Annotated in this window: 25 protein-coding genes; 10 read left to right on the top strand and 15 right to left on the bottom strand. The window is 39.6% G+C overall.

Going from position 1 to position 26,663, the window contains the following annotated elements:
* Window positions 1–391 precede the first annotated feature (391 nt).
* From DDV96_RS09670 to DDV96_RS09645, 5 genes are all read right to left on the bottom strand, one after another.
* Entirely contained in the window at window positions 392–1,153 is a 762-nt protein-coding gene (locus DDV96_RS09670) for a hypothetical protein (RefSeq protein WP_116694558.1), read from the bottom strand.
* A 125-nt stretch (window positions 1,154–1,278) separates the two neighbouring features.
* Window positions 1,279–1,803, bottom strand: coding sequence for a hypothetical protein (locus DDV96_RS09665; protein WP_116694557.1), 525 nt, complete (start codon window positions 1,801–1,803; stop codon window positions 1,279–1,281).
* 56 nt (window positions 1,804–1,859) lie between these two features.
* On the bottom strand, window positions 1,860–2,762 hold the full coding sequence (locus DDV96_RS09660; RefSeq protein WP_116694556.1) for a hypothetical protein: 903 nt from the start codon (window positions 2,760–2,762) through the stop codon (window positions 1,860–1,862).
* A 76-nt stretch (window positions 2,763–2,838) separates the two neighbouring features.
* Window positions 2,839–3,582 (bottom strand): hypothetical protein, encoded by a 744-nt coding sequence (locus DDV96_RS09655; protein ID WP_116694555.1) that lies wholly within the window; start codon window positions 3,580–3,582, stop codon window positions 2,839–2,841.
* A gap of 426 nt (window positions 3,583–4,008) precedes the next feature.
* Window positions 4,009–6,147: a toxin-antitoxin system YwqK family antitoxin gene (locus tag DDV96_RS09645; protein WP_133240837.1), complete on the bottom strand. Its 2,139-nt coding sequence runs from the start codon at window positions 6,145–6,147 to the stop codon at window positions 4,009–4,011.
* Between the two features lie 838 nt (window positions 6,148–6,985).
* On the opposite strand from DDV96_RS09645, the gene DDV96_RS09640 reads away from it, so the two are divergent.
* A complete protein-coding gene (locus DDV96_RS09640; RefSeq protein WP_116694552.1) occupies window positions 6,986–7,318 on the top strand; it encodes a cyclic nucleotide-binding domain-containing protein in 333 nt (110 codons plus the stop codon).
* Window positions 7,319–7,472: 154 nt separating this feature from the next.
* Here the strand turns inward: DDV96_RS09640 and dnaK are convergent, their stop codons facing one another.
* The gene (gene dnaK / locus DDV96_RS09635) at window positions 7,473–9,392 is read right to left on the bottom strand and encodes a molecular chaperone DnaK (RefSeq protein WP_116694551.1); all 1,920 of its coding nucleotides are present in this window, start codon (window positions 9,390–9,392) and stop codon (window positions 7,473–7,475) included.
* 210 nt (window positions 9,393–9,602) lie between these two features.
* On the opposite strand from dnaK, the gene DDV96_RS09630 reads away from it, so the two are divergent.
* The 3 genes from DDV96_RS09630 to DDV96_RS09620 all read left to right on the top strand — a co-directional run bounded on the left by DDV96_RS09630 (window position 9,603) and on the right by DDV96_RS09620 (window position 12,473).
* Window positions 9,603–10,874: an MFS transporter gene (locus tag DDV96_RS09630; protein ID WP_116694550.1), complete on the top strand. Its 1,272-nt coding sequence runs from the start codon at window positions 9,603–9,605 to the stop codon at window positions 10,872–10,874.
* 136 nt (window positions 10,875–11,010) lie between these two features.
* Complete coding sequence (locus tag DDV96_RS09625; protein ID WP_116694549.1) at window positions 11,011–11,709, top strand: CPBP family intramembrane glutamic endopeptidase; 699 nt, start codon at window positions 11,011–11,013, stop codon at window positions 11,707–11,709.
* A 5-nt stretch (window positions 11,710–11,714) separates the two neighbouring features.
* Complete coding sequence (locus DDV96_RS09620) at window positions 11,715–12,473, top strand: SDR family oxidoreductase (RefSeq protein ID WP_116694548.1); 759 nt, start codon at window positions 11,715–11,717, stop codon at window positions 12,471–12,473.
* Between the two features lie 49 nt (window positions 12,474–12,522).
* Here the strand turns inward: DDV96_RS09620 and DDV96_RS09615 are convergent, their stop codons facing one another.
* The 3 genes from DDV96_RS09615 to DDV96_RS09605 all read right to left on the bottom strand — a co-directional run bounded on the left by DDV96_RS09615 (window position 12,523) and on the right by DDV96_RS09605 (window position 15,334).
* Window positions 12,523–13,515, bottom strand: a complete 993-nt coding sequence (locus DDV96_RS09615; RefSeq protein WP_116694547.1) for a DUF4397 domain-containing protein — start codon at window positions 13,513–13,515, stop codon at window positions 12,523–12,525.
* A 107-nt stretch (window positions 13,516–13,622) separates the two neighbouring features.
* Complete coding sequence (locus tag DDV96_RS09610) at window positions 13,623–14,921, bottom strand: Y-family DNA polymerase (protein WP_116694546.1); 1,299 nt, start codon at window positions 14,919–14,921, stop codon at window positions 13,623–13,625.
* A complete protein-coding gene (locus DDV96_RS09605) occupies window positions 14,918–15,334 on the bottom strand; it encodes a S24 family peptidase (protein WP_240607700.1) in 417 nt (138 codons plus the stop codon). Before DDV96_RS09605 ends, DDV96_RS09610 begins: the two co-directional genes overlap by 4 nt.
* 65 nt (window positions 15,335–15,399) lie before the next feature.
* Between DDV96_RS09605 and DDV96_RS09600 the strand changes: the two genes are divergently transcribed.
* Window positions 15,400–16,824, top strand: coding sequence for an L-serine ammonia-lyase (locus tag DDV96_RS09600; protein WP_116694544.1), 1,425 nt, complete (start codon window positions 15,400–15,402; stop codon window positions 16,822–16,824).
* Between the two features lie 11 nt (window positions 16,825–16,835).
* Here DDV96_RS09600 and DDV96_RS09595 read toward each other — a convergent pair whose 3' ends face one another.
* Window positions 16,836–17,297, bottom strand: a complete 462-nt coding sequence (locus DDV96_RS09595; RefSeq protein ID WP_116694543.1) for a nuclear transport factor 2 family protein — start codon at window positions 17,295–17,297, stop codon at window positions 16,836–16,838.
* A gap of 73 nt (window positions 17,298–17,370) precedes the next feature.
* Between DDV96_RS09595 and panB the strand changes: the two genes are divergently transcribed.
* Entirely contained in the window at window positions 17,371–18,189 is an 819-nt protein-coding gene (panB, locus tag DDV96_RS09590) for a 3-methyl-2-oxobutanoate hydroxymethyltransferase (RefSeq protein ID WP_116694542.1), read from the top strand.
* 131 nt (window positions 18,190–18,320) lie between these two features.
* Window positions 18,321–19,022, top strand: a complete 702-nt coding sequence (locus tag DDV96_RS09585; protein ID WP_116694541.1) for an RluA family pseudouridine synthase — start codon at window positions 18,321–18,323, stop codon at window positions 19,020–19,022.
* On the opposite strand, the gene DDV96_RS09580 is transcribed toward DDV96_RS09585, so the two are convergent.
* From DDV96_RS09580 to DDV96_RS09565, 4 genes are read right to left on the bottom strand one after another with little or no spacing between them, the layout of a single operon-like run.
* Window positions 19,019–19,669: a response regulator gene (locus DDV96_RS09580; protein ID WP_116694540.1), complete on the bottom strand. Its 651-nt coding sequence runs from the start codon at window positions 19,667–19,669 to the stop codon at window positions 19,019–19,021. The genes DDV96_RS09585 and DDV96_RS09580 overlap by 4 nt on opposite strands.
* A complete protein-coding gene (locus DDV96_RS09575) occupies window positions 19,647–20,438 on the bottom strand; it encodes a sensor histidine kinase (RefSeq protein ID WP_116694539.1) in 792 nt (263 codons plus the stop codon). Before DDV96_RS09575 ends, DDV96_RS09580 begins: the two co-directional genes overlap by 23 nt.
* The gene (locus DDV96_RS09570) at window positions 20,411–21,118 is read right to left on the bottom strand and encodes a hypothetical protein (protein ID WP_133240836.1); all 708 of its coding nucleotides are present in this window, start codon (window positions 21,116–21,118) and stop codon (window positions 20,411–20,413) included. The genes DDV96_RS09575 and DDV96_RS09570 overlap by 28 nt, the downstream gene beginning before the upstream one ends.
* Window positions 21,119–21,133: 15 nt before the next feature.
* On the bottom strand, window positions 21,134–21,490 hold the full coding sequence (locus DDV96_RS09565; protein WP_116694537.1) for a hypothetical protein: 357 nt from the start codon (window positions 21,488–21,490) through the stop codon (window positions 21,134–21,136).
* A gap of 230 nt (window positions 21,491–21,720) precedes the next feature.
* On the opposite strand from DDV96_RS09565, the gene DDV96_RS09560 reads away from it, so the two are divergent.
* The 3 genes from DDV96_RS09560 to DDV96_RS09550 are packed head-to-tail and all read left to right on the top strand — an operon-like array spanning window position 21,721 to window position 25,822.
* On the top strand, window positions 21,721–22,590 hold the full coding sequence (locus tag DDV96_RS09560; RefSeq protein WP_116694536.1) for a hypothetical protein: 870 nt from the start codon (window positions 21,721–21,723) through the stop codon (window positions 22,588–22,590).
* Between the two features lie 36 nt (window positions 22,591–22,626).
* Window positions 22,627–23,169, top strand: coding sequence for a hypothetical protein (locus tag DDV96_RS09555; RefSeq protein WP_116694535.1), 543 nt, complete (start codon window positions 22,627–22,629; stop codon window positions 23,167–23,169).
* A gap of 43 nt (window positions 23,170–23,212) precedes the next feature.
* A complete protein-coding gene (locus tag DDV96_RS09550; protein WP_116694534.1) occupies window positions 23,213–25,822 on the top strand; it encodes a patatin-like phospholipase family protein in 2,610 nt (869 codons plus the stop codon).
* Here the strand turns inward: DDV96_RS09550 and DDV96_RS09545 are convergent.
* Window positions 25,817–26,662, bottom strand: coding sequence for a 5-oxoprolinase subunit C family protein (locus DDV96_RS09545; protein ID WP_165805994.1), 846 nt, complete (start codon window positions 26,660–26,662; stop codon window positions 25,817–25,819). The two genes, DDV96_RS09550 and DDV96_RS09545, sit on opposite strands and share 6 nt — an antisense overlap.
* Window position 26,663: the final 1 nt, after the last annotated feature.

The raw sequence follows: 26,663 nt of genomic DNA, 5'->3' as shown, positions 1-26,663 counted from the left end.
GACAATGCCTATAAGGAACTGGGGCATCATTTTAAATCAGTTCCTAACGATCTATGAAAAAAGGGTCAGACTTTAAAAAAGTCCAACCCCTGTTATTTTAAACTTACACACTTAGTGGGATAGTGTCTTATTAGGATAAAAGAGAGGTGTGCTCCCTGTTTTCAGGGATATTAATTTTTCACTCCTTATTTAGCCAATTCAAATACTAATTTCCTATTTCAATTATAAAAACGACGAGGAGCTTTTGTTTTACTACCATTCTTTTATTGCTCAGGTCTTGGCTAAAATAGTACGTAGTGATTATTACTCAAAAAAAAGGCCGCCTACTAAGTAGTGGTGCTTTTACTTGATAATCGAGAGTTAAAAAATAGATATTTGGATTGTTTCAGATTTAAAATTTCTTGTAGAAACTTTGGTGAGTGACCCTGCCCTTTAAAAAAGTCCCCATATAAAAGTTATTGTTTTGTTTCAATTTCTCAGCAAACTCTTTGTTTGGGGTAACCTTAATCCCTAATTGGAGAAATGAAGGTAGATGGCTATAGGATTTTTTTCTAATTAGCCTTAAAGCTAACTTATTTTCAGTCTTATTGTAATCCAATATTGCATAGCTGTATAGCGTAAAGTGAGTGGATGGGTATTGCAATTGATCATTTAACAAAGTCAGGACGTCTTCGAATGTTTTTGCTTGCTGTAATTTCGTGCTGTCCACACCGCTTGAGTTCGTCACATAAGTATCATTTTTAATGGCCTTAAGCAGGGAGGCTTCCTCCACTATATTGAGAACACTGTAAGGTTCTTGGGTCGCTACATTGATAACGCTAATTGCGCTACTAATCCCTATGACACCGCCCCAATAGTCATCTTGCATACGTTCGTACGAAAGAATGTTGCCTATCAAAGATATAGGGACGTATTTGATATTTACATAAGGCTTCACACCTTCCTTTAGTAGTTCTTGTGCACCTCCGTCTTTCAAAACTTTCTGCTCTTCTTTATGAGCGTTATAAATAGTATCGTTTTTGTAGATTGCTTTTGTGTAGGTAAGAGACAACAAACCATTGTGATACAATAGGCCATCATCATTTACCTCTTGTGCATAAGAGAGAATGCAACTGAGAAAAACAGAAAAGATGAACAATAGTTTTTGCTTCATGCAGGTTATTTTTTATGTTCATGCTGTTATTAACAGCATTTAGCATTAATAGGTCTTAGTGTATCTGAAGAGCAAATAATAAAAAACTTTATATTGAAATATTTGGGGTTAATTTTTTTGTTGCTTTACTTTATTACTGAAAACTCGACAGCTATATCATCTACTCCAAGAATATTTGTTTTTAATGTATAATCGGGACAATTTGATGTGCCAAAATCAATTTCCCCTCCATTGTAATGAAAATATAAGCCTGTCCTATTTAAGGTAATTTCAACCTCCAGCTCATACCTCTCTGTTTTTTTATTATATGGGAGGTTAAACCAATTAGCCTCTCTTCCTTGGCTTCCTTTGATAAAGTTTAATTTGTTGTCATCAAATATGTTGCTGGAAAAAAGAGTAATCTTAGCAACTTTATCGCCAGTAGCTTCACGTAGGTTTATTTCTTCTTCAAAATAGGTGTTGGTTGCCGGAACGTTAATTGTTAACAAGAGCGCATCCCCTTGATTATACTCAGCTTGTAAGGGTGTAAACTCTATTAAATCAATAGTTTTATTATCAGGGCTTTCAATAACACTACATTCATTGTCTTCGCAGGTTGTTGCCATTAAAACGGGACTCAAAATAAGTATGTAAACTAGTTTTTTAAACATTTTTTTCTTTTATAAAGTTACTATTGGATTGATTGTTTAATTACACATAACTTATTTTAAGGTTGCAAAGTTTGTATGTTGACCTTCTCAATAGTTGTTATAGTTGTGATAATGGTATTTATACCGTTTATTTTATGCGGAGTAATCCTTGTATTGATTATTTCACTTTTGCTCCATTTACCTTCTGTTCCTTTAAAATAGTTTCTAACAGTAGTTTGCAAACTTTTTTCATGTTTATTGTTGAAAATCACATATTCATCTGGAAACTCTCCTTTATCAATCCTAAGTTTTGCCTCTCCCCCTTTATGGAAAGTCTCTAACCCTTCATTCAAAATATATTTTCCTTCCGTATAGTTAAATGATTCATTTAACAGCATCGTTAAGTAATCTGGTATTATATACTTTTTAAATTCAGCCTGTGGGTCCTCCCTAAGCCTAAGGTCATTGTCATAAGCTGCCCAATCGACTTTCCCTGATGTATAAATAAAATTTCCTTCTCCAGTTCGTTCATACAAAAAATTATGTCCTTGTAATTTCTTATAGGTTGAAAATAGCGTGTCAATTTTTTCTTGTTTTTCCTTTTCAAATGTCGCAGAGAATGACTTTCCTTCAACATACGTCGTATCCAGGAAAGTATTATAAACCACATCATATATAGCTGTAGGAGCTGCTATTGAGAATTGTTTAAGTTCAACATTATATGTGTTGTTTTTATTTTTTAAAAGCTCTATTTCAATTTCTTGATTTATCACCGAAGGATTATGCGACGTGATAAATTCACTACCAGTTCCTTTTTTCTGCTCTATTTGCAAAATATATGTACCGCTTAGGTCTTTTTGTTGCGTGATTGAGATTGTTCTTTGCTCTTCATCTGTTTTGCCATCTTTACAGGCTCCGAACAATAAAAACAGTGCAAGACAAACTAATTGAATTGTGTTCTTTTTTATAGTGGAAATCATTTATTATTTTTTAATTAAGGAATCAAAAGTACTTAGAGCTACTAACCTGTACCTCCCTGAAAACAGGTATATTTTTTCAGGGTTTTACCAATAACAGGTATGAAGAATCGTATTCTTTTAAATAATAGTCATTGTTCAACATTTTTGAAGAGCTTTTTAGCTTTAGCATACGTGAGGTTTTAACCTTCCAATCACCTTTAACATAATTGGAATCTATAGAGCGTATCGATTCAAAATGATCAACATTAAAAGTGATTTCATAAAATTGGCTTTCTGAAAGCATCGGGTTTTTGTAATGATCTCTTTCAAATGGAAAGTATTTGAATGTATTACACCGCTCTGTGTTGCAATATTTTCTAAAATTTTTCCTAATCATGATTATGGAGTCGTTATTCGCACTGTTCCTAGCTTTCCACACTCCTTGAAGTAGCGTTTTTGTTTCCAATACCGATGGGACTGCCCTCACTAAATAAATGGTATCCAACACTCTATGAGCTCCTTTTTTTATCCCTCCACCGTATTCGTGAAAAAACTCAATGGTTTTGCTTTTGTAGCCTTTTCTTAAAATAGGCTCCGTGTACATCACTGGTGGAGCTTCACGTATTAAAACTTCTGAAAGAAAAAATTGATTACGCCGGATCTCAGGAAGAAAAAAATGTCCCGCACTATCTGTTTTTGTTTCCCCGACTGCACAGTTTTCTATGGGTTTTTTGTTGATATCAACGACCACTCCAGATAATGCATGCCTTTCAAGCCTAGAAATGCAGCTCGATAAGCAAACCAGTAAAATAAAAAAAACAATGCGATATTTGGCTTTCATTCATTCAAGTTTTTAATTACCAAAAATCAACTATTTATAAAAATCACAGTTTATTTATATGAATAATTTAATTATTGACCGCTTTAGATATTAAAAGTTGCTATTCTTAAGTTCAATATACCGATATACTACATCGCAATATTCTCTATCATAGCCTTTACTGTACTTAATTTTAGAGATGGGGATCAGCGTTTTGAACACTAACTTATCTTTTGTGTTTACATAAACCCAATTGTCCAAAATACCAAAGTACGCCGTTCCCTCTTCCGGTAATACCAAACAATGAGACTTATTACCTATTAATAATTGATATTCATTTTTTGGGATAGTATATTTTTGAAATGGAGACTCAAAACTATGTAGATTTTTTTCTTTTGGTTTATTGTGCAATACGATTTATGCTTTAGAAATGTTTTTCAATGGGGTTCAATTATTTTTATTGATTGCCTCGATAAAAAGTTGTGTATGGTAAATATAGGTTTCCACTCCTGTAAGATAGTTTAACAGCTTTTTTTCATAACCATCGTACACCTTGGTATTTATAGTGCTTTCAAACAAAAGCTGATTCTCTTCGTCATATACCTTTACATTTAAAGCTGTCTTTTTCTTGTTCAGTTTAGCATAAGCACCACCTGAATTATAACGACCTTCTATCTTTACCCATACAGTGCCATTTACTAATTTTCCATCTTTAAAAATAGCGGTTGTATAAGGGGCGTTGTTTTTATAATAAGTAAGTTTTCCTTGAATTAGATTTTCCTTTTCACTGTATGTTAACAACCTGTTTTCTTTTAAATCATAAACGGTTGTGTTAATCTCATCTTCAGCAGGGTACAACAAAACCGCTCTATAACTTCCACTTTTTTTAATCTGTTTTACAAGTTTTCCTTGTTTGTATTCCAATTCATCTCCATAAAGTGGTTTTTTTTCTCCTTCATAGGGCTCGCCGTTTTTATAGAGAAGTTTTGAAATCTCACTACCATTATTGTCGTAATAAATGGAATACCCGTCTTTCACATCCTCTTTGTAATTTACTTCACTGGTTTTTATGCCATTTACATAGCTGTTAAAAGTGCCATGTTTTTTTCCGTTTTTATAAAAACCCTCTCTTTCAATGGTTTGCTCATCACTTTCATATTCCACACGAGCTCCATTTTTAACCCCGTTTACAACCTCTACCATTTCTCTGTCTTTAAAGCTATATAGTGTTCCTGTTGGCTCTCCGTCTTCAAAAGTAGCTTCGGCAATCAATTTTCCTTCTTTGGAATAAAAATTTGCTTTACCGTGAAAATCTATATCTTCCCTTAATATTATATTGTGAGAGCGAGTGTTTTTAGTATATACTTTTTGATAGGTTTTTTGTTTTATAAACTCCCCATTTTCTTTTTCAACAATAGCTTTTACACGGTCTGAACGATAGAAATATTTATACTTGGTCCCTGTTTTGGTTTCATAATTATATTCAGCAATTTTTTCGCCACTTTTATTATAAAAAAGACCTCTCTGTAAAGAATTATCAGGGTTTTGATTATAAAAGAACTCAGTTCGTTTTTTTCCATTGCTGAAATATTCTATTTCTTTTATAAGTTTTTCTTCGGTATCATAAATTTTTGTGTTTTTAAATCCTTCTTCTTTTCTTGTTCCGTAGTTTTCTTCATAGTCATAGGTTGTTTTTTTGGTTACTTTACGCTCTTGGTATGTAACTTTTGCAGTAATCCTATGTTTATAATCTATACTATACAATGTACCTTCTATAGGGGTAGGAGAATATCCATTTTCCAAAGCGTGCGATTGGTACCTGCCGGGTTCTAAATGTACACGTAAGGTTCCTAATTTTTCTCCTGAAATAGAATAGAAAGTAATCACTTCATTTTTTAATGTCTCTTTTACTTTGTTGGTATTGCGATAATATGTTGTTGCTGAGATGACAGTATTGTCTTTGTAAGTAATAATATCGTTGTTTCGCATACGTATGGTACCATTCAAATTGTTTTCTTGATCATCTAATACACCCAATAGATTTCCTTCATCGGTATAACTTATTGTTTTAGTTGCCTTGTTATCTTTAAAAAACTCTTCTCGGATTAAAACTCCGAAGGTGTTAAATTCTTTTCGTTTAATTATATTTCCATCAGCGTATGTTTCAGTTGTTTTTATGGTTTTTCCATCTTGATAAAATTCAATTAGCTTTCCGCTATCATAATAAAGTTCACCTAACTTACCGGCATATTGGTTGACACCTATTGTATCTCCTTCTGGGTTATAAAATGTTTCTTTAAGTCGTATTGTGTCAAATACAGCACGTTTATTTCCATTTGGGTAAAAAGATTTAATTTGAAACTCCTGCTCATTTTTAATTACATTTATATTTTCTACACGCATAGGGTTCTCATAATAGTCAACTTTTATTCCTTTGGCTTCTCTTTTGTCAGAATAGGAGTACGTACCTATCAACTCTCCTTGACCGTCATAATAGAGTGTTTCGATATGCTGTCCAGATTCATCATAAATTCTTTTAAAACGAATGCCATCTCTATCGGAATCAAAATAAGTTTTGGATAACATTCTATCGTTTTCATAGGTTACTTCGTACGGGGCCCTAAGGCTTCCAGAGGTTTTATATACGATACTTACTCCGTTCAATTTATTGTTTTTGTAATAGAATGATTGCAACATCTTTCCTTCTTCAGTATACCAAATCGCTTTACCTTCAAAATGGATAGAGTCTTTAAACTTGGAGAGCCCTGTCATTTGTTTGGCTCCGTTTATGTAATAATCGTTAACCCGATAAAGGTTTCCCTCCTTTTTTAAGGGAGGCCTATAAAAGACAGCCTTTTCTTTATCGGTTTTTTTCCATTCCGTGTTAAACCAAAGGGTATCTTGCTGAGCCTTAACATTCGCATAGGTAGCAACTAATAGTATAACAGTTATAAATTTAATTTTCATCATATAATTTAAGTAAGGTTTTTGCGGTCTACAGACAGTTGTTTGATTAAAGACAAACTTCCAACATTATTGTATACTATTTATCCCAATATTCAGGGAAATATGGTTTGATGTAATACGAATACTATGACTTTGTTGTTAAATAGATTTATACAGACTATGGTAATGTAAACAGGAATTACGGAAGTAAATCCTTTGCGATAGAGCCTTTAAAATAATCTATATTTATTAAAAAAGGCTGTCTTAAATTTGACAGCCTTTGGGTATTAACTAAAAATTGATCCAACTAAATCTTTATTATTTTTTTTGTTGTCCTGTTCCCTTCATTACCATTTATCTTCTAAAAATAAATTACACTTGACATTTCTAAAAACACCTATTAATATTCAAAAGTTGAATATCTAAATTAAAAATTGTCTTTTATTATTTAATATTGTAAAACTTCAAACAGATACGCATGCAAACTTCAGAGAGTTTAAACGCTAAACCATCTAAATCAGAAAATTCATTAGAATCTTTTTTGGAAGATATTTTTTTTCTCAACAGTGAAGCTATTGAGGAGCTCAAGGAATCTTTCTCTTCTTTATTCTTTAAAAAAGGAGCTGTCATTTTAACGCCTAATGCTATTGAAAACGAGCTAAAGTTTGTAGTTAAGGGATATATTAGAGAATATATAAGTTCAAATGGAAAAGAAACTAATATAAATTTTTATGGCCCGAATGATTTTACAACTAATTTTTTATCATTTACTACGGGTAAAAAAGTAATAACATGGCAGGAGTGTATGTAACTTTAGGTTTAGAAACACTTGTAATTAAAAATTCCCAACCTTTTCAGATTGGGAATTTCATTATTATTCTCCGAGTTTTTGAGAATTCCGCTATGCAGCGGGCTAGATTAAACTACGTTTGTTCCGGAGCTGTCATGCTTGCAACAAACTTGTTTTATTTCACTTCTTCAAAGTCCACGTCTTCTACATCACTACCTTCTTCTGAAGAGCCGCCTGTGGCACCTTGCTGTGCTCCGGCATCACCACCTGGGGCAGCGCCGCCTTGTTGCTCGGCTTGTGCTTTGTACATCTCTTCGCTGGCAGTTTTCCACGCTTCGTTGATTTTATCCAACGCAGGTTGAATGGTTTCAATTTCTTTGGTTTCGTACGCTTTCTTCAAATCTTCCAACGCATCTTCGATTGGCTTTTTCTTATCATCGGATAATTTATCGCCAAATTCTTTCAGTTGTTTTTCAGTTTGGAAAATCATCGCATCGGCTTCGTTGATCTTGTCAACTTTTTCCTTTGCGTTTTTATCAGCTTCGGCATTTGCTTCTGCTTCTTGCTTCATTTTCTCGATTTCCTCTTCGGTCAAGCCAGAAGAAGCTTCAATCCTAATATCTTGCTTCTTACCGGTTGCCTTGTCTTCAGCACTTACTTTAATGATACCGTTGGCATCAATATCGAAGGTTACTTCAATTTGAGGTGTCCCTCTTGGCGCAGGTGGGATCCCATCTAAGTGGAACCGTCCTATGGTTTTATTGTCTGCTGCCATGGGGCGTTCTCCTTGCAATACGTGAATCTCTACACTTGGCTGATTGTCTGCCGCTGTTGAGAACGTTTGACTCTTCTTAGTTGGTATCGTTGTGTTTGCTTCGATAAGTTTAGTGTTAACGCCACCCATTGTTTCAATACCTAATGAAAGCGGTGTAACGTCCAACAACAATACATCTTTTACATCACCGGTTAATACGCCACCTTGAATAGCAGCGCCAATGGCTACAACCTCATCTGGGTTTACGCCTTTGCTAGGTGCTTTTCCGAAGAAATCCTTCACAGCTTCCTGTACGGCCGGGATACGTGTTGATCCACCTACTAAAATTATTTCGTCGATATCGCTCTTTGAAAGCCCAGCAGCTTTAAGTGCTTTTTCACAAGGGGTGATGGTTTTTTTCACCAAATCGTCGATCAACTGCTCAAACTTAGAGCGCGTCAATGTTTTTACCAAGTGTTTTGGCCCACTGCTCGTTGCTGTTACATAAGGCAAGTTGATTTCGGTTTGTGATGAAGAAGACAATTCGATCTTGGCTTTTTCAGCGGCTTCTTTAAGGCGCTGCAAGGCCATGGCATCTTTACGAAGATCCATATCTTCTTCTTTCTGAAACTCATCGGCCAACCAATTAATGATTTTGCTGTCCACGTCGTCACCACCTAAATGGGTATCACCATCGGTAGAAAGCACTTCAAAAACGCCGTCTCCCAATTCTAAGATACTAACGTCGTGCGTACCACCACCAAAGTCGAACACCACAATTTTTTGATCGGTGTCTTTTTTGTCAAGTCCGTAAGCCAATGCAGCAGCTGTAGGCTCATTAATGATGCGCTCTACTTTAAGACCGGCAATTTCACCGGCTTCTTTGGTAGCTTGTCGTTGGCTGTCGTTAAAGTAAGCCGGAACGGTAATGACCGCACGGTCCACATCTTGTCCAAGGTAATCTTCGGCCGTTTTCTTCATTTTTTGAAGAATCATCGCACTCAATTCCTGAGGTGTGTATTTACGGTCGTCAATGACCACTCGAGGAGTGTTGTTGTCACCTTTAACTACATCGTAAGCTACGTTATTGATTTCTTTGTCTGATTCGGAAAACTTGTTCCCCATAAACCGCTTGATGGAAGAAATCGTCTTCTTAGGGTTGGTCACGGCCTGACGTTTTGCAGGGTCGCCAACCTTGATCTCACCACCTTCCACAAAGGCGATTACAGATGGAGTAGTTCGTTTTCCTTCGGCGTTAGGTATTACCGTTGGCTCGCTACCTTCCATTACAGAAACGCAGGAGTTGGTTGTACCTAAGTCGATTCCAATTATTTTACTCATAGTGTTATAGTTATTGTTTTTACTAATTCAAATTTCAATTCGCCATGTATAAACCAATGACTATGCCAGCTAAAAGATTATGACAAGGTGTCATAGAATTGAAAAAAAACCATATGAAATTGAAATCAGCACCACACATTTCAGCAATCGATCTGCGCCACGGCTTTTTAACTATTTGCAAATACGTATTTTTACATCATAAACCCTAGCATGAGAACCAGCACCAAAAAAATATGGGCCTCCAAGTTCAAGATATTCTATATGTTCCTTCTCATCCTTTCGGGCGAAGCCGTATTTGTGTTGCCCTTTGTGCTGGCACGTGTTTTTAGGGCTACCGTGCTGGATGTATTTCATATAAACAATACAGAATTGGGCTTCTGCTTTTCTATTTATGGAATCGTCGCCGTATTCTCCTATTTGTTTGGGGGGCCTCTGGCAGATAGGTTTCAACCCCGAAAATTAATGGGAACAGCCTTGATTTTGACTGCCCTTGGCGGCCTGGTGTATGCGGGTTCCCCCTCCTTAATAACCTTGGCAATACTGTACGGATTTTGGGGGTTTACTACCATTTTTCTTTTTTGGTCGGCCATGATAAAAGCCACACGCGTGTGGGGAGGCCATAAAAACCAAGGAAAGGCATTTGGGTTTTTGGATGGCGGAAGAGGTTTAGTAGGCGCACTTTTTGGCTTGCTGGGTGTTTTAGTATTTTCGTTTTTTGTAACCGATACACAGATTGAACTAAAGCCTACTGAACAGGCTAAAGCGTTTCAATCTGTTATATACGTATCGTCCGCCATTGTTGCACTTATTGGGGTTGTGGTCTTCTTTTTTCTGAAAATTGCAGACAACGACAAAATGCAAACCCTTGATAAAATCACCTTCGAAAATATAAAGACGGTTTTGAGGCTTCCGGTGGTCTGGTTGCTTATGCTCATTATCCTTTGTGCTTATGTGGGGTATAAAATTACCGATATCATCTCGCTCTACGCCAAGAACGTCATGCATTACAGCGAAGTGGATGCCGCACAAACAGGCACGTTCTTGTTGTTTATCCGGCCTGTAGTTGGCGTCGCAATTGGTTTTCTGGCCGATCGCTCCAAAGGGTCGATCTATCTCTGTTTGGGGTTTCTGCTTTCCATTGTGGGTGCTTTGCTTTTCGCTTCAGGGATTTTAAAAGAAAATATGGATGTGCTGTTCTTTATTTCCATTACCATAACTGCCGTGGGAGTATATGCCGCACGGGTGCTTTATTTTGCAGTTTTGGAAGAAGGCCGGATTCCGTTGCTGCTTACCGGGACCGCGGTGGGGATCATTTCGTTTATAGGCTATACGCCAGAGGTATTTGCTGGGCCCGCCATTGGTTATTTTCTAGACGCCACGCCCGGCATGGAAGGCCATCAACATGTTTTCTGGATGCTGGCGGTTTTTTCCGTTATCGGATTTTTGGCTTCCTATATATTTTATCGGATTACAAACAGATGATTTCTTTTGAAACCGAATGAAAATCTCAAAGGTTTATCATAAAGAAATAGTGTGTCTTAGCATCACCCGAAAATGATATAGTTGGGCAAGGAGCAAAAGGGTAAAACAAATTTATTCCTGTACTTTTGCCATTTTTATGGTGGCAATCAAAACATATACCGCAAAACAAGGCGCCAAACTCGTATTGAAAAGCTACGGGGCGGTCTGGGGGTTTTATTTTTTGTTTTTTACGGTTTTAGGCATTTTATCTACATGGTTTCCAGAACTCATCAACAGCGAATACAAACAGGACCGTTTACTGGAAATGCTCAACGACCAACCGCTGCAACTGTTTGTTTCGGCAGTGATTATCGCGCCTATTTTTGAAGAGGTTATGTTCCGCTCCCTTATAAAGCCCAGTTATGAGGATGTATTGCTTTTTGTAAGTGGCTGGCTCAGTTTTTTCTTTATGGGTTTTTCTGAAGGGCTGACAAACTGGTACCTGCGGCTGCTATTGATGTTTGTGGTTTTCATTGCTGCTTATTATCTGTTGCAACAACTTCTTCCCAAAAAAGCTCTTGCCGGCATACAGCAGTTGCTAAACAGGTACGTATGGGCTGTTCTAATCTTTACTTCGTTGATTTTTGGCATGGCGCACATCTATAATTACGTAGAATCCTTTTTATTGAACGTGGCCTTATTTGTCATGATCATCCCCCGCATTGTCCTTGGGGGCGTCGCCGGGTGGCTGAAACTGAGAACAGGCGTGCTCATCTGGCCCATTTTATTTCACTTCTTGAACAATGCCTTTGTTATCGCCATAATGCTTATTATTGACTACGCAATTACAAACTAAACGCTATGTGGAACTTAAAAAACAAAAAAGCCGTCATTACCGGCGGGACCAAAGGGATTGGCAAAGCAACCGTTGTGGAGTTTCTTTCCCTCGGCGCCCAAGTGATTTTTACGGCACGAACTGAAAAAGAGGTAAGCACTTTTGAAAACGAGTTACAAAATAATGGTTATCAAGCATTCGGGCTGGTTAGCGATGTTTCGGAAACAGCTGGAATCAAAGCCATTGTTTCCGAAGTGAAAAAACGCTGGGATACCTTAGACATTCTTGTAAATAACGCCGGGATCAATATTCGGAAAAAAGCGTTGGACTATTCCGAAGAAGAAATTTCAAAAATTATTGCCATCAATATGAAGGCGCCGTTCCAGTTAAGCAGGAAATTGCACCCATTCCTAAAGCAGTCCGGAAGAGCTTCTATTGTTAATGTTGCATCCGTTTCGGCTGTATTGGACACCAACACCGGGTCGCCTTACGGTATGAGCAAAGCCGCCTTGGTAATGCAGACCAAAAACCTGGCTGCCGAATGGGCAAACGATGGGATGCGCGTTAATGCGATCTCGCCTTGGTTCACGCAAACACCGCTTACCGAAGGGCTACTTAAAATCAAGGAACGCATCGAGCCCGTTTTAAAACATACCCCATTGGGCCGTGTTGCACAAGCCGAAGAGATGGCAAACGTAATCGCCTTTTTGGCCATGGAAAAATCATCTTACATAACCGGGCAGAATATTGTGGTTGACGGCGGGATCAGTATTACGGCTCTATAAAAAATGCCCGCTTTTACACAGGCATTTTTTCAAATGATAAACAATAAACTTACTTTTTTATGAATCGGATGCTTTCAGCAATTTTTCCCCCTTTACGGATGTTTAAAAAATAAATCCCCGAAGTGAGATTGGCTGTATTTATTGTATTTTCTGAAATTTCAGTACTCATGACGCGGCCTTGCATATCGATTACTTCTAAAGTATATTCGTTTGACTCCAGTCCAGATATGGTCAATTGGTCCGAAACCGGATTGGGATAAATGCTTATCGCTACATCTTCTATATCATTTATGCCCAAAGGTGCTCCTGGCAATTCCACTAAAGCGCCCCCCGAGGCCAATGCTGCCCATAAACCAAAAGCTGGTCCGTCAGAATTTTGGGAAGGATCTAAAAAGCCCGACGCCAATACAGTAATTGCCGCTCCATCTAATCCCAATGTGCTCAAAGGTGCTTCATAAGCCGCTACTCCTGTCGTCCCGGTTTCATCACGTACTTCAAGCACGTAGTCTGCCGTCGGAAGTTCCAGGTAACCTTGATATTCAGAATATGAAATATTATCCACTATTAGACCGGCGCCTGCTCCTGTTTCAAATACATCTACGGTAGGAGCATCGGTTGAGCCGTGATGCACCAAAACATCGGTATTGGCACCGTCGGTCGCTGTCTCCCTTCCCATAGGATATACTTGCAATGTGATGGGAGGCGATGGGTTATACCCCGTGGGACTGACGATACCATCGGCAACGACGATATACGTTTCATTTTCGGTCAATGTTACCGGAACAGTCAATACAGCATCTCCCACTCCTGTACTGTTTGAAGGTGCTACAGAAAGTTCAATCTCCGTTCCTGCTGGTAGATCGACAAAGGGCGTTGCGGTTCTAAATGCAAAATCGTCTAAGGTCAAGTCTGCATCGATATACACATCAACTTCGGCGGCCAAAGCATCTGCTGAATTGTGAATCACTTGTACTCTGGCAGTTTGTGAAAATACGACTGTCGATGCTAATAAGGCAAAACAAATAAGTAATAGCTTTTTCATAGTATTTTTTTTAATGTTTAAGCTAAAATACACACAAACTATGTTTGTTTAATCTTTTTTATAAAAAGTTTAACAAAATGACTGTCTAACATTCAGGTTGTCATGCTTTACGGTTTATTGCTGCCAATTGTCAATAACTCATTCCATTGCGTGGTGTAGCGGGGACTTCGCTCTTTCTTTATAAGTTCCCATTCTTCTTTTCGCGTTCCTATCATCGCGGAAGCTACGGTAGATTTTCCGTATTTTTTGTTCAGCTGGTCAACTATTTTAATGAGTGCTTGGCTGTTCAATTTTGAAAACTGCCGACCGTTGGGTAACGCTTGGTGGAACAAGTTTCCCTGTACATATTCTTGGGGAACGATCCCGCTTAAATTAACCCCCACTTTTTTATACCGATAGCCCGGTTTATAGATTTTGTGCAATGCCTTTCGTGCTTCCGAAATTAATTGAAACGTATGGTTGGTAGGGATGGGCAAGGTAACTGTGATGCTATTGGAATACTGTTTATCCACATTGCTGTGGTAATTGGTGTGCACGAACACCTGAATATAGGTAGCGCACGAATTCTGGGCCCGCAACACCTCGCTTACCTCGCTGATGTAATACGCACATGCCTCTTCAATGAGGTCCAGCCGTTCCAGTTTTTTGCCAAACGATTTTGCCGTCCCGATCCCTTTTTTGGGCTTGGGCACTTCTGTAAATGCAAGGCACGGTTCGCCCTGCAACTCCCGCCATAACCGTTCGCCCACCACGGTCATTTCTTTTCGCACCCAAGCCAACGGAAGTTGCGTAAATTGATAGGCAGTGAACACTCCAATGTTTTTTAGCCGTTCCACGTGCTTTCGGCCCAGCCCCCAAACATCTTTTGTTTTTGCCCATCGCAAGGATTTCAGCCGCTTTTCTTCCGAATCGATAACAAACACATGATCATGCTCCTCCATCTTTTTGGCTATTTTATTGGCCAACTTTGCCAATACCTTGGTTGGAGCAATCCCCACCCCTACCGGCAAACCCGTTAATTGCTTGATGGTATTTTTTATTTCATGGCCGTAGGCTTCAAGGTTTATGTGTTCCATTCCACTAACTTCTACAAAAGATTCATCGATACTGTACACTTCCACCATGGGCGAAAATGTTTTCAGTATGTTCATAACCCGTTGCGACATCTCGCCATACAAGGTATAGTTGGACGAAAAGAATTTCACCCGGTTTTTTATCAACTGACCTTTAATTTTAAAAACCGGCTCAAACATCGGAACATCCGTTATTGCCTTGGCCTCTTTATTTGCTGCAATGATGCAACCATCATTATTGCTTAACACCACGACCGGTTTTCCCCACAGATCGGGACGGAACACTTGCTCACAGGAGGCATAAAAGCTGTTGCAATCGACCATGGCTATCATAACACATTATGAATTATATAGGTAACAACGCCCCATAATACATAGGGTTCTTCTGAAGGATTTTCTGGAACACGAAGAAGCGTAAACGCACCGTTTTTAACTACCAGCACGAGCCTATTGGCAACGGCAGCCAGCGAACGGTCTATAATGAGCACATCGTTGTGATGGATGTTGAAGGTCGAAAAACCTTCCCCGTCCACCCGGATAAAAAACGTAGCATCTTGGTTGTGCATCAGCTCTTTGTGCAAATCGATAGGCACTTCTAAGTAATGTGTAGCCGCACTAGGAAAGCCCGTTTGTTTAGAGACTTCGGGCGCGTGGCGGTTTTTTACTTTCTGTAGCTTTCCAGAGGTTGTGATTTCCATAACTGCAAAATTAGGAATTATTCCGTTTAATAGATGGAATATTTCCATATACTTTTCAACAATAATCCATGAAAGAACAAGTATATTTGTGTTTGCAAGTTTGATTTAAGCCTATGGAAAGTATAAGTGTTTTTGATATGTTAAAAATTGGTGTGGGGCCATCCAGCTCACACACCTTGGGCCCTTGGCGCGCTGCAGAGCGCTGGGTGGACGAATTGATTGATAAAGGCCATTTTGACCAAGTGAAAAAGGTACAGGTAAATTTGTACGGTTCGCTTTCCCTTACCGGAAAAGGCCACGCTACCGATATTGCCACGATGCTCGGCCTGTGCGGTTTTGACCCGGTTACATTCCCTATTGAAAAAATTGACGAAACCATCGATTTTATTACTTCAAACCACAAATTGAAGCTGAACAACGAACGGGAAATCGATTTCAATCCCAAGGAACACATTACATTCAATCGTAAGTTTCTGGAATACCACCCTAATGGTATCAGCTTTCACGCCGTTTTAAACGATGGTTCCAAAAAAACGGCTACCTTTTATTCCATTGGCGGCGGCTTTGTGGTCAAGAAAGAACGGAAACGTAAAAAAATGAAAGAAAAGAAGTTCGCACAATTTCCGTTTCCTGTCCACAGCGGTGTGGAGTTGCTTTCCAACTGTAAAGCTGAAGGAAAAAGTATTAGCGAACTTGTTTTGGAAAATGAAAAATCGCTCCGTTCAGAAGAGGAAATAAACGATGGCTTGCAAAAAATATGGGACGTTATGCTCGATTCCATGTATGTAGGCTGCCATACCGAAGGGAAGTTGCCAGGCGGCCTCAATGTAAAACGCCGTGCTTTTGAGATGCACAAAAACCTAATGGGCGATGCATCCTACAACAATGCCACAGAATGGATCGAGGCCATCAGGGGCACAGAAGTTAAGTTTAGGCAAATACTCAAGTGGGTTTCCTGCTTTGCCCTTGCGGTAAACGAAGTGAACGCTTCGCTGGGAAGGGTTGTTACCGCGCCCACAAATGGCAGTGCAGGGGTTATCCCTGCGGTGATGATGTATTATATGGTCATTGAAAACCACGATGCCAATTTTACCGATATTCGCAAATTTATGTTGGTGGCTGGCGAAATTGGTAGCTTGTTTAAAAAAGGTGCGACCATATCGGCCGCAATGGGCGGATGCCAAGCCGAGATTGGTGTTTCGTCGTCGATGGCCGCTGGTGCCTTGACCGAATTGATGGGTGGAACCCCCGAACAGTGTTTAATGGCTGCTGAAATCGCTATGGAACATCATTTGGGCCTTACTTGCGACCCCATTGCCGGTTTGGTGCAAATACCCTGTATAGAACGCAATGCCATGGGCGCCATAAAAGCCATCAATGCCTGTGAAATGGCACTCGACAGCGATCCGTTTTCGGCAAAAGTGCCTTTGGATAAAGTTATAGAAACCATGTGGGAAACGGCCAAAGACATGAGCAACAAATACAAAGAAACCAGCGAAGGCGGTTTGGCCGTTCGCGTGAACATGAGCGACTGTTAAATTAAGGGTGCTTATTGATCGCAACTGCCAATGCGACGTGAATCCAGCAACAAGAGGATTTTCCAACCTTCATCGGTATAGGTGAGGGTAAAAGAATTTGCCCCGCAATGACTAAATTCGTCATTCAAATAGAATTCATAAGGAGTCCACACGTGCGCCAAGTTGCCATCGCTTTGCACCTTGTAATCCAATAAACGTTCGTCCCATTTTTGGTCTTCTGGCCGTAAAGCCACGGCTTTCAATAGATCTTCGATACGCAAATAGCGCACTTTGTTTTCGCCGTCTTTAGATAAGTAAAAGGTGCGCATTTGCATATGAGGCGCAATAACGCGTTTCATCCTTACGGTATCGCGCTCATGGAACCCCCTGAAAAATTCACCTATAATTATTTTAGCATTGCTTTCTGAAAGATCGGGTTGTGAAAAAGATATTGACGCAGTGCACAAGAACACGATGCAGAGTATGGTTTTCATAATAAGATATTTATTTGGTTCTTTTCAAAATTAGTACTTTTATAGCTTAATAATTGTTAGAACAAGAAAAAATATGTCAATCGCAAAAAAGGAGTACAAACGCATAACCACCAAAACCTTGGTGGATATGAAGAAAAAAGGGGAAAAAATATCCATGCTTACCGCCTACGATTTTACTATGGCGAAAATCGTGGATGGTTCTGGAGTAGATGTTATTTTGGTAGGCGACTCAGCCTCCAATGTTATGGCTGGACACGAAACTACCTTGCCCATTACTTTAGACCAAATGATCTACCACGCCAGTTCGGTGGTGCGTGCCATTGAGCGTAGCTTGGTTGTGGTGGACATTCCTTTTGGGAGTTACCAAAGCGACCCCAAGGAGGCTTTGCGCTCTGCCATTCGCATTATGAAGGAGAGCGGTGGCCATGCCGTAAAACTGGAAGGCGGGAAAGAGATAAAAGAATCGGTTAAACGCATTTTAAACGCCGGTATTCCCGTCATGGGCCATTTGGGGTTAACCCCGCAATCCATCTATAAATTTGGCACCTACACCGTTCGCGCCAAGGAAGATGCCGAAGCCGAAAAACTAAAAGCAGACGCCAAATTACTGGAAAAAATAGGTTGTTTTGCCATTGTTTTGGAAAAAGTGCCTGCAAAACTCGCCGCCGAGGTAGCCAAAGAATTAACCATCCCCATTATAGGCATTGGTGCCGGTAATGGTGTGGACGGCCAAGTTTTGGTCACCCACGATATGGTTGGCATGACGCATGAGTTCAACCCACGGTTTTTACGCAGGTATTTAGATTTATATGCCGAAATGACCGGTGCTTTCAAAAAATACATCGACGATGTGAAAAGTGGTGATTTTCCTAGTGATAAAGAGCAGTATTAGAAAGAGTGCTGGGTGCTGGTGCTTAAAAAGAAAAAAATCCATATAGTGCATTCCGTATCTGTGCTTAATTTGACCGCTCACGTCTCAAAGCTACAAGCCCACAGCTAAAAATCTAATTTCTCACATCTAATATGAGTTCAAAGAAAACCATATCTACAAAAAACAATTTAAAAGTTTTATTTGAAGACAACCACTTGCTTATCGTAAACAAACGGGCAGGCGATATCGTTCAAGGCGACAAAACCGGCGACAAACCCCTTTCTGAGGTTGCCAAGGAATACATTGCCGAAAAATACAACAAACCAGGTGCCGTTTATCTGGGCGTGGTACATAGGTTAGACCGTCCCACCAGCGGCGTGGTGGTTTTTGCAAGGACATCAAAAGCATTATCGCGTTTAAACAAGCTGTTTGCTGAACGGGAAACCGAAAAAACGTATTGGGCCTTGGTTAAAAACAAGCCCTCCACGGATTCCGGCACGTTAATTCATTATTTAAAACGGAACCCTAAGCAAAACAAATCGTATTCGCATGTTAAGGAAGTGCCGAGCAGCAAAAAAGGGATTCTTCATTATCAAGTTATAAAAGAGCTGGACAACTATTTTTTATTGGAAATCAATCTGGAAACCGGAAGACACCATCAAATACGATCGCAGCTTTCAGCGATAGGCTGCCCGATAAAAGGAGATTTAAAATACGGGTTTGACCGAAGCAACAAAGACGCCAGCATCCACTTGCACGCAAGGGAATTGACGTTTGTCCATCCCGTGAGGAAGGAAAAGCTTACCATTATCGCTCCACTACCGCAAGATCCTTTGTGGAATGCCTGTGATTAGATTTTCGTGATATCGTTTTTTAAAGCATAAATCACTAAGCCCACCCTGTTTTTCACATCCAGTTTGTTGAACAATTCTTGGCGGTAGCCATCGATCGTCTTTGGGCTCAGGTTCATTTTATCGGCTATTTCCTTATAAGTCATTTCGGTACAGGCCAATTTCATAAAATCGATTTCCCGCTCCTTGAATTCCGGTTTTTCACTGGGGTTGGAGTTTAGGGAATGCAACAGCGACTCGGCCACTTTTTCAGAATGGTAGAAGCCTTTTTCCAGTGTCTGCACCAACGCTTCATTGAGTTTTTCGGGATGGATGTCTTTCAGCAAATAGCCTTTTGCCCCGCTGCTCAACATTTTTATTATTTTTTCTTCATCATCTTCCATGGTCAATGCCAACACCTTGATTTCCTCTTGATTTTCACGCAGCCATTCCATGGTTTCAAAACCGTCCATTACTGGCATGTTGAGGTCCAAGAGTATCAATTCGGGCTTATCCGGTATCTGTTTCAGTTTCAATTGCAGGTCTTTTCCGTTTCGGGCGTGGTAGAGCACATTGAACCCATTAAAAGAGTTCACGAGTTTTTCCAGCGAACTGGCGAATAAGGCGTGGTCATCTACTATTACAATGTTATGAGGGGCTGTTTTGTTCATTTTTATAAGGGTAAATTAAATGTAATATGGTTCCTTTTTCTTTTTCAGAATCAATTGTAAACGCTGCATTCAACAATCTGGCCCGGCTTTTCATGGTCTCCATACCTGAATTGCCTTTTTGCTGTGCCATATCAAAACCAACACCGTTGTCCTTTGCTTCAATTTGAAGTGTGGTTTCGGTGTAATTTAAATGTACGAATAGTTCGGTTGCGTGGGCGTGTTTCAACACATTGGTGGAAAACTCTTGAAGAATCCTGAAAATGATAATCTCATTGGTGCGGTCCATTTCTTTTACCTCCCCGCTTATTTTTAGTGTTGCATTTAAAAAATCGAGCCGGTTAAAGCGTTCCAATTCTACTTTTAATGAGTTTATCAACCCATTTTTATAGACCACATCGTTATTGAGGGTTTTTGAAAGGTTCCGCACTTCGGTAACGGTTTCTTGCACAACAGATTTGGTTTCCAATAATTGGTCGCGGGATTCTTCAGGAAGTGTTGGCAGCAGCATATTCATTTGAATATTGGCAACAGAAAGCAATTGCCCAATGTTATCGTGGAGTTCCCAAGCGATGTTTTTCAAGGTTTGTTCTTGAATTTCTATCTGCGCGTTGGACAGTTCATTCTCAAACTGCCGTTTTTGTTCGGCTTGCCGTAGCAACAATTTATTTTTGCGGCGATGAAAGGCAATAAAAAAAGCTACCAATACCACCATCGCAAGTATTAATATTAAGGTAAAGTAAATTATGAGGAATCTTTCTTCCTTAGACATATAACAAATCCAATTGTGTAGAGTAAATATACCAATAGGATTGTAAATAAAAGTATTGTTTTGTACAATTCTACAAATTCAGGACTTTCTGAATCGAAATAACGGCTGTACAAAAATATTGGAGTCAATACCAAATGCATTAAAATGGCGCCTAAAGAAATATAGAAAGGCAGTGATCTATCAAATTTTAAAATGGAATCACTGTTCAACAGCTCATAATAATACAGGCTTATCGATAGTAACACCAGTACGGTGCCCACTACGTTGGTGAAGGCTGAAAACGCAACGAAATAAACATCTGAAAAAATTAAATTTAAGATAGCGGCACCAGTGAAGGATATCAATATCACATTTAAAAACCGTCGTAATGGCACACTGTCCAAATGCCATTTAAAATAACTGATGTAAAGGGCATAGCTTATTATTAGATAGCCATTGAACAGCCAATAATTATTTTCATAAACTGTGTTTTCTACAAAAGAGAATAGCGTATAACCAGAATAATAGGCCACAGGTGCGTAATTGCCTGTAATTTCGACCAAGACCGTAAAACACAGAAAATACACAAAGTATTTTGTTGCCTTGACTGTTTTTGTATTACTGATTAAAACCAGCCCTGCAATTGCAGCCAAAACCTCGACCAGAATCATGGGCAACATTTGGATTATATATTCTTTCAAAACAAAAAAATAGTTTTAATAATTCTTTGGTGGCCAGCCTCCTGAAGAGGAGTTCAATGCTTCTATGTCATAATTGTTGTTGGAGTGCACCGTATCGCCCATTGTTGGAGCCAGAAAAACCGTTGCTTTGTCGTCCAAGCTACTGTCGTGGGCGGCAAAATAGATGCGTATCCCGGGACTGTCTATCTTTTGTTTTTTTGAAAGGTCCTTTACGTAATCCAAGTACTCCTGTAGCTCATCGACTGTATAAAAAAACTCGCGTGTATCTACGCTTCCTTGAGCGCGCTCTATTTCTACAGCCCGGGTGTTTACCCAATTGTCCTGTAACTGCCTTGCTTCGTCAACACTTATGCATTTTGCTGGTTTGGTCATTTAAGTATTTTTTTGGTTAGTTAGTATGGCAATTTATAAAATTATCTTGTTTGTTATAGGCTTACGTACATTAAATAGGAAAAATCCTATTGCAGGACAGGGTTTTTTCCTGTGCTTTCAAAGGGTCTTTTCCTGTTTTTCCGTGAAGAAAAACCTTGTGTTATTTAGGCTATTTACCTGCCATTTGATCACATGGTACGTTTTAATTTTGTGGTAAAACAGAGTGTATTATGGATTTTTCAATAACCTACAAGCCGCTTTTTCACCTAAACATTTATCACGAATATTTTTTGAACGACGGATGGGTGCCTTTTGATATTTCAGAAAAACTAAAAAGCAAACAGTTAACGGCCTACGATGCCCGAGAGTTTATAGACATTGTCCCTACCGAAGAAACCTACCACACCATGAACTGCCATAAAATGATGTACAAGCCCACGAAAACCGGCTTTACCGTGCTCACACAGATCAAAGAGTGCGAAAAAGCGCAGGGTGACAGCCCTAAAGTCCCCGTGCCTACACATACCGACCTCAACTTTTTGCTGTACATAAATGATTTCCTGTTTGAAAATTACTCCATGGTCAACGCTATCCCAAGGGTACCTTTTTATTTTTCGAACAAAAAACCAGCTTCTGAAGGAAAAGGCTTCCATTATATCAATTTGGAGCATACCAAGACCCCTTTGTCCAGTTACAGGATAACCGAGACCACTTGGCAGGGCATCGGCAACCAATTTTCAGAGACCGAAAAGGAGAGCCTGTTCGGTGTGGTTTGTTTAAACATGCCCGGTGACCAGACCAGAACCTATGATGGAAACAACCGAAATATGCTAAATAACGAAGCTGTACCGAAAATAGAACCAAAAACGTTTAAAATACAGATGGCGAACCGCAAAACCATATGGCACTATAAAAATGCCCTGAACAACGATTTGTTGCATTCTACCGAGCCCAAAAAATTGCCGCTGGTAAAAAACGGGATGGTCGCATATGAGTTTAACAGCAAAAAACAGCCTCCGGCTTCGCCCAACAGATTGATTTTTGAAAAAGATGAATTTGGCAATGTCACCAAAACGATTTCCGAAATTTTCATCAACTAAAACCCTCACAGGAAAACACAACTAAAAGAAGAAAAGATGATCGCAAAAAACAATACTGCCACCAGAAAAAAAGAACAAGAATTTGCACGTTTATTGAACGTGAACATACCTACCTATGTATTTGAAAACGCATCGATTTCAGGGAAAAATACCATTGAATCCATTATAGAACGAGCGGAATACAGCAAAAACACTTTTTTAATTACAAATGAAATAAAAACTTTAGTTAACTTAATTAAAGAAACTGATAATAAGTTTATTATACAATTTTTAATTCAATTTTTAGACGTGTCTAAAACGAATAAAATACATATTTTGAAAACCCCTGCACCGCTACGGGAATCAAAATACAAAATATTTTTTTGGATGCTGTTTTTTTGCCATAAAAATGAAGCAGATTTCCAGTTGGGGTTCCATAAATTGATTGCTGAAATTTCAAACCAACACCCTAAAAAAACAGTCTTTGAAATGCTTAATTTTGGTGTTACCCTTTACAACATAAAAGCCGGGAAAAAAGAATTTTTCACTGCACCCACTCCATCAAACACCAATGGCAAAAAAAAGTTAGTAAAGGTATAACGGCAATTAATCTGTATCTTTAATACCGTCTTATCGTTATGGTATGAATGCTAAACAAAAAAAAGCGTCCTTATTTGTCCGTTTTGTAAACGGCGTGAACCATTTTCTGCGATCGTTCAAAAACTTTTTTAAATCGTCGTTTTTAAGCTTGGTGGTCATCGTGATCATTTTATTGCTGCTCACGCAAATGGACCAAGCATTTACCATGCTGGTCGATATGATGGAAACCAGCAAGTTTTCGTTGTTGCTTTGTTTCTTCATTATCAATGCCTTGGCCCTTGTGTTGTCGCATTATCCCATTTACACGTATTATGCGGCCGACCTCAATAATTCTGAAGATTACACCAATTGGCACAAGACCCATCCCATCCCGTTTTGGCCTTTTAAAAAATTCCCCATCTTTGTGTTTACCACCAACCCAGAGTCCAATTACAAACCCGACAATTGGGCCAACTACCTACGGTACTCTATCGGGATATTGATCCATTGTGTCTGGGTGCACTTTATAATAAGCAGTTTTGCGCCAAATTTTCTTTTCGACTCCTTTCCCTTTGCAACGGTAAAGATCATCGTGTACCCGCTGTTGCTTGTTCCGTTGGTGGTATATATTGTTTACAAGGAGAAGTTCACCGCCCTCAAACAGTCGCCGAGTGCCAAGACCGCCGATAGTTCCGCAGGCACACACCAAGAGCGTCTTGACAAAGAAAACAAACTCTATATAAAATTAGGTGTTTGGTACGTTAGTTTGGCCTTTGTCTGCCTATTGTTGCTCGTCTTGACCATAACAGTGGGCAACTTTAGCCCTGGAGGCTTTGTCCTGTTATTGCTCACCAGTTATGCGCTTATATTCAATTATGTGTTTTTTAGGCTGTTGCGCACCAAGTTGACACCTATTTACACCGCAATGGGTACTTCTAAAGTATTAAGCCCTTTTAAATTTATCGTTGGAAGATTGCTTTTCCTGGAACGTTCAGAAAATTACCTGCTTTTGTACAACCTTAACTTTTTAGTCGCCTTGGTCATAATTGTGGTTTCCACAGTGGGGAGTATCGAGGGTTGGCCGTTGCTCAACGGCATCCCTATCCTGTTGTCGTTTTTTTATTTTTATTATTTTGTTTTGGCGAGTCTGGGCAAATATTTTTTTGTGACCAAAAAACTCAACCTGTTCGGAACCCAGTTATACAAAACGATTTTCATTGCCTTGGGAGTCATTGTAGGGCTTTTTGTCATTACTTTTTTTGCACCAGTGGAAGTTAAAACCCACCAACTGGACCTGGTTAAAAACTCTAAATCTGAAATTACCGAAACAGCTTTCATTGACAGCTTGCGGGCCAAAGACGACAATACGCTGTTTTTCATTGCTTCGCATGGCGGTGGACTTAAAGCCAATGTTTGGACCCTCAACGTAGTAAACACTTTACAAAAAAACACCCAGGGCAGGTTGTTGGATCAAACCATTGCACTTTCCGGCGCATCTGGAGGTTCGCTAGGACTGGCATTATACACGGGGCTTTATAAAGAAAACGGCACTGATTTCACTAAAATTCAGAAAAAAATAGATCATTTGGCCGCCCAAAATTACACCTCGCTCGATCTTTCCTTAACCTTCGGGCTCGATTCGTACCGTAAAATATGGCCATTCAGTCAACGCTACGGCCTTCGTGACCGGCCTTACTACGCCATGCGGAACTATCAAAATGAAATTGAGAACACAGCAAGCGACAAACTTTCCAAAATTTCATTTCGGGATTACTGGAAAGAAGCCTTCAACAAAAACGGCTATTTTCCATCATTGATCATGAATACTGCAGGAACGCAGGGCAGCCGCGGCATCCTTTGGTCTGTAAAACAAGATGATTTTGAAAAAGTATTTCCATTCGCCGTAAACTTGGCCGATTTAACAAATAACCAAACCATCCCCTATTATCAAGCAGTATCGACCACCAATAGGTTCCCGGTGTTCAGTCCAGCGGCAAAAATACCCGGCTATGGCTATTTTATCGATGCCGGGGCCATAGACAACAGCGGCCTGTTGGGCTGCCTCGATGTGCACAATTATTTAATGCGCGACAAAAAAGTGCTGGGCGACAAACAAATTGCCTACATTGAAATCATTAACAGTAAAGGCCTGTACACCGATCATTTAATACAGAAATTCAAAAAACAGTATCACATCGATCATATTCCCGTGAATGAAAATGAAACGGACAACATTATCGCCGATTTGGAAACCGGACTCAATCTCGATAAAATCCCCGGCTATTTAAGCGATTACATTACCAACCTCGAAAAAACCAGCGAAGGCTCCATTCGTTATTTCAAGATCATGATGCCGCATAAAGTAACCTATTCCGACGTTGAAAGCCATTTGAAAGGCTATATCCTTTCAGCAAATATTGAAAAAGAACTTAACACTTTTCTTTCCGAAGAAAACAACCGCATACTTTCCCTTACCGAAAAACAGGACAAATCTTTTTTTGAACCTTGGGAATATTATGAACCCACGCTTTCCCGTCATTTAAGCAAGAGCAGCATCAACTACGTAAGGGCCATATTGAAGCATCCTTTGCTCACCGAGCAATTCGAGGAAATTGAAAGTATTATTGCTTCTAAACGTGTGGAAACAAACAAAGCACCACAGTTGTCCTTATAAAAGTTCCTTTACTTTAAACCGTACCTTTTCCCCTGCCCGTTTTTGCGCCAGTTTGCAGATGGCCTGTTCGGTCAATTGCAGTATCCGTGCATAACCGCCAGTGGTCTGGGCGTCGCGCATCAACACCGCACAGTTGCCCGATGGCGTTAGCTGCACCGTTCCTGGCTGTACAGGGGCAGTTATGATTTCTTTTGCCGAAACGCCCTCCAGTCCTTCCATAACAAACGCCATACGGTTGCTTTGTGGTTTTACCTTTAAGTGTGATTCTAATACTTTTTTCTGAAATGTCTTCGGAAGCAAATCAAATTCAGGACCTGGAAATGCTTCAACCGTTTCATTTTTAAAATGGTGTCTGTCTAATGAAAATGAAGCATGGCGCCTTATTCTTTCGGAAGAAGCCGTTGTAAATTTCAACAGGTCGCCTTTGGCAAGTTGTTCTTTTTTTGTGATGGTACGGTAAAAACTCTGGCTTTCCAAGACCTTTTCGGTATCAAAACCGCCCATAACGGCCAAATAACCATAATTCCCGTAGTCGGGATGGTCAATTTTCAACACATCGTTTTCGGCAATTTCAGTGGCTTTGTCCAGTTCGATTGGCCTATCGTTTATCCTCACGTGAAAACCCGCTCCACAAACAGCTATAACGGTGGGCGCTTTAAATAAAAGTCGGGGTCCCATCATAGTAAATTCCAAAACCGCGGTTTGGGTGTTATTGTGCACTAATTTGTTGGCCATAGCTGCCGACATGGCGTCCATTGCGCCACTCAATGGTACGCCCAAGCTGCGATAACCCATCCGGCCTTTGTCTTGTACCGTGGTGAACAGTCCTGGTTTCAACACT

The organism is Marixanthomonas spongiae (assembly GCF_003095375.1).
GTDB lineage: Bacteria > Bacteroidota > Bacteroidia > Flavobacteriales > Flavobacteriaceae > Marixanthomonas > Marixanthomonas spongiae.
The sequence above is the reverse complement of the archived record's forward strand: the minus strand, read 5'-3'. Positions and strand labels throughout refer to the sequence as shown.

Bases quoted from the DNA above. Each gene is read 5' to 3' on its own strand.
- DDV96_RS09670 (WP_116694558.1), bottom strand. From the start codon at position 1,153: ATGAAGCAAAAACTATTGTTCATCTTTTCTGTTTTTCTCAGTTGCATT.
- DDV96_RS09665 (WP_116694557.1), bottom strand. From the start codon at position 1,803: ATGTTTAAAAAACTAGTTTACATACTTATTTTGAGTCCCGTTTTAATG.
- DDV96_RS09660 (WP_116694556.1), bottom strand. From the start codon at position 2,762: ATGATTTCCACTATAAAAAAGAACACAATTCAATTAGTTTGTCTTGCA.
- DDV96_RS09655 (WP_116694555.1), bottom strand. From the start codon at position 3,582: ATGAAAGCCAAATATCGCATTGTTTTTTTTATTTTACTGGTTTGCTTA.
- DDV96_RS09645 (WP_133240837.1), bottom strand. From the start codon at position 6,147: ATGTTATCCAAAACTTATTTTGATTCCGATAGAGATGGCATTCGTTTT.
- DDV96_RS09640 (WP_116694552.1), top strand. From the start codon at position 6,986: ATGCAAACTTCAGAGAGTTTAAACGCTAAACCATCTAAATCAGAAAAT.
- dnaK (WP_116694551.1), bottom strand. From the start codon at position 9,392: ATGAGTAAAATAATTGGAATCGACTTAGGTACAACCAACTCCTGCGTT.
- DDV96_RS09630 (WP_116694550.1), top strand. From the start codon at position 9,603: ATGAGAACCAGCACCAAAAAAATATGGGCCTCCAAGTTCAAGATATTC.
- DDV96_RS09625 (WP_116694549.1), top strand. From the start codon at position 11,011: ATGGTGGCAATCAAAACATATACCGCAAAACAAGGCGCCAAACTCGTA.
- DDV96_RS09620 (WP_116694548.1), top strand. From the start codon at position 11,715: ATGTGGAACTTAAAAAACAAAAAAGCCGTCATTACCGGCGGGACCAAA.
- DDV96_RS09615 (WP_116694547.1), bottom strand. From the start codon at position 13,515: ATGAAAAAGCTATTACTTATTTGTTTTGCCTTATTAGCATCGACAGTC.
- DDV96_RS09610 (WP_116694546.1), bottom strand. From the start codon at position 14,921: ATGATAGCCATGGTCGATTGCAACAGCTTTTATGCCTCCTGTGAGCAA.
- DDV96_RS09605 (WP_240607700.1), bottom strand. From the start codon at position 15,334: ATGGAAATATTCCATCTATTAAACGGAATAATTCCTAATTTTGCAGTT.
- DDV96_RS09600 (WP_116694544.1), top strand. From the start codon at position 15,400: ATGGAAAGTATAAGTGTTTTTGATATGTTAAAAATTGGTGTGGGGCCA.
- DDV96_RS09595 (WP_116694543.1), bottom strand. From the start codon at position 17,297: ATGAAAACCATACTCTGCATCGTGTTCTTGTGCACTGCGTCAATATCT.
- panB (WP_116694542.1), top strand. From the start codon at position 17,371: ATGTCAATCGCAAAAAAGGAGTACAAACGCATAACCACCAAAACCTTG.
- DDV96_RS09585 (WP_116694541.1), top strand. From the start codon at position 18,321: ATGAGTTCAAAGAAAACCATATCTACAAAAAACAATTTAAAAGTTTTA.
- DDV96_RS09580 (WP_116694540.1), bottom strand. From the start codon at position 19,669: ATGAACAAAACAGCCCCTCATAACATTGTAATAGTAGATGACCACGCC.
- DDV96_RS09575 (WP_116694539.1), bottom strand. From the start codon at position 20,438: ATGTCTAAGGAAGAAAGATTCCTCATAATTTACTTTACCTTAATATTA.
- DDV96_RS09565 (WP_116694537.1), bottom strand. From the start codon at position 21,490: ATGACCAAACCAGCAAAATGCATAAGTGTTGACGAAGCAAGGCAGTTA.
- DDV96_RS09560 (WP_116694536.1), top strand. From the start codon at position 21,721: ATGGATTTTTCAATAACCTACAAGCCGCTTTTTCACCTAAACATTTAT.
- DDV96_RS09555 (WP_116694535.1), top strand. From the start codon at position 22,627: ATGATCGCAAAAAACAATACTGCCACCAGAAAAAAAGAACAAGAATTT.
- DDV96_RS09550 (WP_116694534.1), top strand. From the start codon at position 23,213: ATGAATGCTAAACAAAAAAAAGCGTCCTTATTTGTCCGTTTTGTAAAC.